The following is an 8016-nucleotide window of genomic DNA, read 5'->3' on the forward strand; positions in this document are numbered from 1 at the left end:
AGCTACAAGGATCAGCCCTTGTGCTTCTTGATCGCCTCGGTCAGCTGCGGCGCGACGTTGAACAGGTCGCCGACGACGCCGTAGTCCGCGATCTCGAAGATCGGGGCCTCTTCGTCCTTGTTGACCGCGACGATGGTCTTCGAGGTCTGCATGCCGGCGCGGTGCTGGATGGCACCGGAGATGCCGAGCGCGACGTACAGCTGCGGCGAGACCGTCTTACCGGTCTGGCCGACCTGGAACTGGCCCGGGTAGTAGCCGGAGTCGACGGCGGCACGCGAGGCACCGACGGCGGCACCGAGCGAGTCGGCGAGCTCCTCGACGACCGAGAACTTCTCGGCCGAACCGACACCGCGACCACCGGAGACGACGATCGACGCCTCGGTGAGCTCGGGGCGGTCGCCGCCGACGACGGGCTCACGCGAGGTGATCTTGACGGCGGACTCTTCCTGAGCCGGAACCTCGACGGCGACGCGCTCGGCGGCACCGGCCTGCGGCTGCGCCTCGACGGCACCCGGGCGGACGGAGATGACCGGGACCTCACCGTTGGCCTTGGCGTCGACGGTGAACGCGCCACCGAAGATGGAGTGGACGGCGGAGCCGTCGGACTTGACCTCGATGACGTCGACGAGGAGGCCGGAGCCGATGCGCGCGGCGAGGCGGCCCGACACCTCCTTGCCCTCGACGCTCGCGGCGGTGAGCACGGCGGCCGGGCCGACGGACTCGACGAGCGAGGCCAGGACGTCGACCTTCGGGGTCACCAGGTAGCCGTCGATGTCGTCGGACTCGGCGGCGTAGACCTTGGCGGCGCCGGCCGCGGCGAGCGCGTCCTGCAGCTTGTCGGCGGTGCCGGCGGGGCCGGTGACGACGGCGGCGGGCTCACCGAGCGCACGCGCTGCGGTGATGAGCTCGATGCTGACCTTCTTCAGCGCGCCCTCGGCGTGCTCGACGAGCACGAGTACTTCTGCCATTGCTTCTTTCTCCCTTGGTAAGTCTGCTGTTTCGCGTGGGCGCGGATCAGATGATCTTCTGGGCGACGAGGTACGCAGCGATCTTGCTGCCGCCGTCACCCTCGTCGGTGACGCGCTCGCCAGCGGTACGCGCGGGCTTGGGGGTGACACCGGTGACGGTGGAGCCGGCGTTGGCGACGCCGAAGATCTCGGGGTCGAGACCGATGTCGGCGAGCGTGAGGGTCTGAACTTCCTTCTTCTTCGCGGCCATGATGCCCTTGAAGGACGGGAAGCGCGGCTCGTTGATCTTCTCGGTGACCGAGACGATGGCCGGGAGGGATGCCTCGAGGCCGAAAACGCCCTCGTCGGTCTCGCGCTCGCCGGTGGCCTTGCCGTCGGCGATGGTGAGCTTGCGCAGGTGCGTCAGGTGGGGAAGACCGAGGTATTCGGCGATGATCGCCGGGACGGCGCCGACGCGGCCGTCGGTGGCCTCGTTACCGGCGATGACGAGCTCGACACCCTCGATCTGACCGAGCGCGGCAGCCAGGGCGTACGCCGTCTGGATGGCGTCGGAGCCGTGGAGGGCCGGGTCGTTGAGGTGGATGGCCTTGTCGGCGCCCATGGACAGCGCCTTGCGGATCGCGTCGGTCGCCCGGTCGGGACCGGCGGTGAGCACGGTGACCTCGCCCCCGTCGCGCTCCTTGATGAGCAGGGCCTCTTCGACGGCCCGCTCGTTGATCTCGTCGAGCACGGCGTCCGCGGCCTCGCGGTCGAGGGTGTAGTCGCCGTCGGTGAGCTTGCGCTCGGACCACGTGTCGGGGACCTGCTTGATCAAAACGACGATGTTCGTCATGGGTCTACGTCGACCTCCTGTTGTATCGCTGCTTTAGGGATCGGGCGAGGCACTGCCTGGACCGAGCACTCGTGTTTCGCACGGGGTGTGCGTTAGATTACCTCACGCTAAGTTACCCACCAGTAACTTGGCAAGAGATCCGGTTCACCATAACCACCCGAAGGGAACGAGAGGCCTGTGATGTGGACCACCCCGAACAGGGAGAACAGTGATACGTCTAGTCTCTGGGCGGTGAGCGACTCCACCGTCCGCGCAGACGAAGCGCAGCAACTGCCCCTCACCGGCGAGCGAACCGTCCCCGGCATTGCCGAGGAGAACTACTGGTTCCGTCGCCATGAGGTGGTCTACCGCGAGCTGCTCGCGCGATGCACCGGACGAACCGTCCTCGAGGCCGGCTGCGGTGAGGGCTACGGCGCCGACATGATCGCCGACGTCGCCCGGCGCGTCATCGGACTCGACTACGACGAGAGCGCCGTCGCCCACGTGCGCGCCCGCTACCCGCGCGTGGACATCCGCCAGGGCAACCTCGCCGACCTGCCCCTCGACGACGAATCGGTCGACGTGGTCGTCAATTTCCAGGTCATCGAGCACCTCTGGGACCAGGCGCAATTCCTGCGCGAGTGCCACCGCGTCCTCGTCCCCGGCAGCGAACTGCTGGTGAGCACCCCGAACCGGATCACCTTCTCCCCCGGCCGCGACACCCCGCTCAACCCGTTCCACACCCGCGAACTGAACGCCGCCGAACTGACCGAACTGCTCGTAGAGGCCGGTTTCCGCGTCGAACTGATGACCGGCGTGCACCACGGCCCCGCGCTGCGCGCCCTCGACGCCAAGCACGGCGGCTCGTTCATCGACGCGCAGATCGAACGCGCCCTGGCAGGCGAGCCGTGGCCCGCCGATCTGACCGCCGACGTCGCGGGCGTCGCCGTGGACGACTTCGTCCTCGATCCCGAAAACATCGACGCGAGCCTGGATCTGGTCGCCATCGCGGTGAAGGACCCAGCGCGGTGACCACCCGCGAACCGGGCATGTTCGCCCTCGTGCTGCACTCGCACCTGCCGTGGCTCGCCAATCACGGGCGTTGGCCCGTCGGCGAGGAATGGCTCTACCAGTCCTGGGCCGCAACGTATCTGCCGGTCACCGACGTCCTGCACCGGCTCGCCGCCGAAGGCCGCACCCGGCTGCTCACCCTCGGCGTGACGCCCGTGCTCGCCGCCCAACTGGACGATCCGCACTGCCTGACCGGCATGCACCACTGGATCGGCAACTGGCAGTTGCGCGCTCACGAAGCGGCCGGGATGGCCGAGCAGTCGTACCGCGACCTCGGCGCCCGCGAGCACCGCCTCGCCGGCGAGGCGCTCGAACAGTTCGAAACCCGTTGGCGCCACGGCGGTTCCGCGGTCATCCGCGGACTGATCGACGCCGACGCGATCGAACTGCTCGGAGGTCCGCTGGCCCATCCCTTCCAGCCGTTGCTCGATCCGCGCCTGCGCGCGTTCTCGTTGTCGGAAGGTCTGTACGACGCGCAGGCCCGCTGGCAGCACACCCCCCGGGGGATCTGGGGACCCGAGTGCGCCTTCACCCCCGGGATGGAGACCGGGTACGCCGCCGCCGGCGTCGAGCACTTCATGGTCGACGGACCCGCCCTGCGCGGCGACACCTCCCTGGGCCGCACGGTGTGGGACTCCGACGTCGTGGCGTTCGGCCGCGATCTGCAGGTCTCCTACCGCGTGTGGTCACCGAAGTCCGGCTACCCCGGGCACGCCGCGTACCGGGACTTCCACACCTACTGCCACGACACCGGACTCAAGCCCGCCCGGGTCACCGGCCGCACCGTGCCCTCGCACGAAAAGGCGCCCTACGACCCGGATCTCGCATCCGCGACCGTCGACAAGCACGTCGCCGACTTCGTCGAGACCATCCGGAGACGGCTGCGCAGCGAGTCGGCCCGGATCGGCCGGGACGCGCTCGTCGTCGCCGCGTTCGACACCGAACTGTTCGGGCACTGGTGGTACGAGGGCCCACTGTTCCTGGAACGGCTGCTACGGGCGCTGCCCGAGGCCGGCATCGAGGTCGGCACTCTCGCCGACGCCCGCGACCGCGGCTACGTCGGCACCCCCGTCGAACTCCCCGACTCGTCGTGGGGATCCGGCAAGGACTGGCGGGTCTGGGCCGGCGAACAGGTCCAGGACCTGGTGCAACTCAACGACGAGGTCGTCCGCACCACCCTCGACACCCTCGACAAGGACCGCGCCACCGCCGCGCCCGGTCTGCCCGCGCTGCGCAACCGCGTCCACGACCAGATGCTGCGCGAGGCGCTGATGGCGGTCTCGAGCGACTGGGCGTTCATGGTCAGCAAGGACACCGCCGCCGGATACGCCCGCGACCGCGCGCACAAGCACGCGCACGCACTGCGCGAGATCGCCGACGCCGTCGCGGCCGGCCGCCACGACGCGGCCGCGCGCCTCGCCGACGGCTGGAACCGCGCCGACAACCTGTTCCCCGCACTCGACGCACGTCGACTGCCGAACGGAGAGCCGACATGAGAATTCTCATCGTCTCGTGGGAGTACCCGCCGGTCGTCGTCGGCGGACTCGGTCGCCACGTCCACCACCTGGCCACCGAACTCGCCGCGGCCGGTCACGAGGTCGTCGTCCTGTCCCGGCGTCCCACCGGAACCGACGCGTCCACCCACCCCACCCTCACGCACATCGCGGAGGGCGTCCTGGTGGTCGCGGTCGCCGAGGACCCGCCGCACTTCGACTTCGGCGAGGACATGCTCGGCTGGACCCTGGCCATGGGTCACGCGATGGTCCGTGCGGGTGTCGGCCTGAGCAAGGGCGGCATCGGCGAGGGCTGGACGCCCGACGTCGTGCACGCGCACGACTGGCTGGTCGCGCACCCCGCGATCGCGCTCGCCGAATACTTCGACGTGCCGCTCGTGTCCACCCTGCACGCCACCGAGGCCGGGCGGCACAGCGGCTGGCTGTCCGGGAAGATGAACCGCCAGGTGCACTCGGTCGAGTGGTGGCTGGCGAACGAATCCGATTGGCTCATCACGTGTTCCGCCTCGATGCGCGACGAGGTCGCGGAGCTGTACGGGCCGGATCTGCCGTCGATCTCGGTGATCCGCAACGGCATCGACGTCACCACGTGGTCGTACCGCGACCGCGAGCCCCGCACCGGTCCGGCGCGGCTGCTGTTCGTCGGACGGCTCGAATACGAGAAGGGTGTACAGGACGCGATCGCGGCGCTGCCGAAGATCCGGCGGTCGCATCCGGGGACGACACTCGTCGTCGCCGGTGAAGGCACTCAGTTCGAATGGCTGCGCGAGCAGGCCCGCGTCCACCGGGTCGCCCGGTCGGTGACCTTCCTCGGCAACCTCGACCACACCGAACTGCTCGGCTGGCTGCACGGGGCCGACGCGATCGTGCTGCCGAGCCGCTACGAGCCGTTCGGGATCATCGCGCTCGAGGCCGCGGCCGCCGGCACCCCGCTCGTCGCCTCCACCGCCGGGGGTCTCGGCGAGGCCGTCGTCGACGGTGTCACCGGGCTGTCGTTCCAGCCGGGCGATGTGGCCGGGCTCGTCTCGGCGGTGCGGGAACTGCTCGACGACCCCGACGCCGCCCAGGAACGCGCACGCGCTGCCCGCGCGCGGCTCACCGACGACTTCGACTGGCGGCAGGTCGCCGAGGAGACGGCCCAGGTGTACGCGGGCGCCAAGCGGCGGGTGCGGCATCCGCTGGCGCGTCCGAGCATCCCGCAACGTCCACTCCCCGATCGCGGATGACCCGCGCCTCGTGCGCGTTTTCGGTAGCCCCCGCCACCGGAACCGCGCACGAGGCCGTCAGGCCGGGGCGAGCGGCGGCTGCCGGTCGGCCCACGGCCGGGCCTGTTCCAATTGCGCTGCGAGCGCGAGCAACAGGCCTTCCCCACCGAGCGGCGCGACGAACTGCACCCCGAGCGGTAGACCGTCGGGCGTCATGTACAGCGGCACCGAGATCGCCGGGCGCCCGGTGATGTTCGCCAGCTGCGTGTAGGGGGTCCGACCCAGGTTGTCGTCGACGATCGAGTCCAGGAGACCACCGAGCCGCGCGAGACGGCCGAGCCGGCCCGCGACGATCAGCCGGCTCAGAATCCGGACCATCGGCGGGGTGGTCAGTTCGCCGATGCGGATCGGCGGCGACGCCAGCGTCGGTGTGAGGAGCAGGTCGTAGCGCTCGTGGAAGGCCACGAGCTGCTGCGTGTAACCGTTCCACCGCTGAAGGGCCGCAAGGTAATCCGGTGCCGACACCGACCGGCCGACGGCCGCGAGGACACGGGTGTCGAGTTCGAATCCGTCCGGGCCGCAATTGGTCCGGCGACGAGCATCGTCGACATCCTGCGCGAGCGAGGCGAACCACATCGTCAGGAAGTCCGTCGCGAGGCGCCGCTCGTCGATACCGGTCTCGGCGGGTTCGACGTGGTGCCCGAGCTCGTCGAGCAGCGCGATCGCGTCGTCGACGGCCGCGACCGCTTCCCGGTCGACGGGAGTGCCGAGCGGCGAGGCGGTCGCGTAGCCGATGCGCAGCTGCCGCGGCGGACGGCTCGCGATCGCCGCATACGACTCCTCGGCGCGGGCACCGAGGTACGGACCGGTCGGGTCGGGGCCGGCGATGATGTCGAGCATCGCCGCCGCGTCCCGGACCGTGCGAGTGACGACCCCGTTGGACACCGCGCCGTGCAGCAACTCGCCGACGGCCGGGCCGCTGGGCACCACACCGCGCCCCGGTTTGAGCCCGACGAGTCCGCAGCAGGCGGCGGGGATCCGGATGGACCCGCCGCCGTCGTTCGCGCCGGCGGCGGGCACCACCCCCGCCGCGACCGCGGCGGCCGAACCACCCGACGATCCGCCGGGCGTGTGCTCCGGGTTCCACGGATTGCGCGTCGGCCCGTTCGCCTCCGGTTCGGTGATGTTCTTCGCCCCGAACTCCGGGGTGTTCGTCTTCCCGAACACGACCAGCCCCGCGTCGATCCAGCGGTCGACGACGAGCGCGTTGCGCGCGGCCGGCAGCGCGGCGAGGGCACGACTACCGCTTCCGGTCGGTGTGCCCACCACGTCCTGTGCGAGGTCCTTCACCAGGAACGGAACCCCGGCGAACGGCCCGGTGAGCCGGCCCTTGGCGCGGGTGCGGGCCCGCTCGTCGAGCCGGTACACCACCGTGTTCAGGACCGGTTCGACCGCGTCCAGGCGCGCGATCGCCGTCTCGAGCAGCTCCTCGCCGCCGACCTGACCGGTGGCGACGAGTTCGGCCAACCCCACCGCGTCGTAACGGCGGTACTCGCAGTAGTCCATCCCCAGCTCCCCTCACCCTCATCGACGGTCCTCGTCGACGACGGATACCGGATCAGGCTCCGGCGTCCGCGCCTTCCGGCAGGTCGCCCGCCTTCTTGCGGGCGATGTCCTCGAGCGCCGCGATGTACTCGGCGCGCTGCGCCGCGCCGGCCTCCCAGTCGGCCTTCCGGTTCTTCACGGCCTTGGCCGGGGATCCGACGGCGATGCTGTAGTCCGGGATGTCGCCCTTGACTACGGCGTGCGCACCGAGCACGCAGCCGCGGCCGACGCGGGTACCGCGCAGCACGGTGACCTTCGCGGCGATCCAGGTGTCGGGCCCGATCCGCACCGGGCTCTTGACGATGCCCTGATCCTTGATCGGGTAGGTGACATCCTCGGTGCGGTGGTCGAAGTCGCAGATGTAGCACCAGTCCGCGACGAGGGTCGACGCACCGATCTCGATGTCGAGGTAGGTGTTGACGACGTTGTCCTTGCCGAAGACGACCTTGTCGCCGATGCGCAGCGACCCCTCGTGACAGCGGATGGCATTGCCGTCACCGATGTGCACCCATCTGCCGATCTCGAGCCGCGACAGTTCCGGCGTCGAGTGGATCTCGACGTTCTTGCCGAGGAAGACCATGCCGCGCAGGATCACGTGCGGGTTCGCGAGCTTGAACTTCGCGAGTCGGTAGTACCGCACCAGGTACCAGGGTGTGTAGGCCTTGTTGGCCAGCACCCACCGCAGCGAGTCGACGGTCAGGAATTTCGCCTGGTCGGCGTCCCGGCGACGTGAACCACGCCACCTCGTGCGCAACGGTGCGCCCCACATGCTCGTCATAGCATGCCAGCCTACGGTCAGCCTCGTGCGGAAAGCACGGGGCCCGGCCCGATAGGCTGACCGA

General features: G+C 70.0%; 7 protein-coding genes. 3 read left to right on the forward strand and 4 right to left on the reverse strand.

Annotated features, from left to right (window positions below):
* Positions 1 to 11: 11 nt before the first annotated feature.
* The gene (locus I0Q12_RS07350; RefSeq protein WP_197251309.1) at positions 12 to 968 is read right to left on the reverse strand and encodes an electron transfer flavoprotein subunit alpha/FixB family protein; all 957 of its coding nucleotides are present in this window, start codon (positions 966 to 968) and stop codon (positions 12 to 14) included.
* Between the two features lie 46 nt (positions 969 to 1014).
* A complete protein-coding gene (locus tag I0Q12_RS07355) occupies positions 1015 to 1800 on the reverse strand; it encodes an electron transfer flavoprotein subunit beta/FixA family protein (RefSeq protein WP_197251310.1) in 786 nt (261 codons plus the stop codon).
* Positions 1801 to 1980: 180 nt separating this feature from the next.
* Between I0Q12_RS07355 and I0Q12_RS07360 the strand changes: the two genes are divergently transcribed.
* Genes I0Q12_RS07360 through I0Q12_RS07370 form a run of 3 tightly spaced genes read left to right on the forward strand, consistent with a single transcriptional unit; the run spans position 1981 to position 5590 of the window.
* Positions 1981 to 2811, forward strand: coding sequence for a class I SAM-dependent methyltransferase (locus tag I0Q12_RS07360; protein WP_197251342.1), 831 nt, complete (start codon positions 1981 to 1983; stop codon positions 2809 to 2811).
* Between the two features lie 17 nt (positions 2812 to 2828).
* The gene (locus tag I0Q12_RS07365; RefSeq protein WP_197251343.1) at positions 2829 to 4346 is read left to right on the forward strand and encodes a glycoside hydrolase family 57 protein; all 1518 of its coding nucleotides are present in this window, start codon (positions 2829 to 2831) and stop codon (positions 4344 to 4346) included.
* Positions 4343 to 5590 carry a glycosyltransferase family 4 protein gene (locus tag I0Q12_RS07370; RefSeq protein WP_197251311.1) on the forward strand — a complete coding sequence of 416 codons (1248 nt, stop codon included), beginning with the start codon at positions 4343 to 4345 and terminating at the stop codon, positions 5588 to 5590. Before I0Q12_RS07365 ends, I0Q12_RS07370 begins: the two co-directional genes overlap by 4 nt.
* A 57-nt stretch (positions 5591 to 5647) precedes the next feature.
* Here I0Q12_RS07370 and I0Q12_RS07375 read toward each other — a convergent pair whose 3' ends face one another.
* Both I0Q12_RS07375 and I0Q12_RS07380 read right to left on the reverse strand, forming a co-directional pair.
* Positions 5648 to 7135, reverse strand: coding sequence for an amidase (locus I0Q12_RS07375; RefSeq protein WP_197251312.1), 1488 nt, complete (start codon positions 7133 to 7135; stop codon positions 5648 to 5650).
* Between the two features lie 52 nt (positions 7136 to 7187).
* On the reverse strand, positions 7188 to 7952 hold the full coding sequence (locus tag I0Q12_RS07380) for an acyltransferase (RefSeq protein ID WP_197251313.1): 765 nt from the start codon (positions 7950 to 7952) through the stop codon (positions 7188 to 7190).
* Between the last annotated feature and the right edge of the window lie 64 nt (positions 7953 to 8016).

This window comes from Rhodococcus sp. CX, assembly GCF_015865005.1.
Classification (GTDB): domain Bacteria; phylum Actinomycetota; class Actinomycetes; order Mycobacteriales; family Mycobacteriaceae; genus Rhodococcus.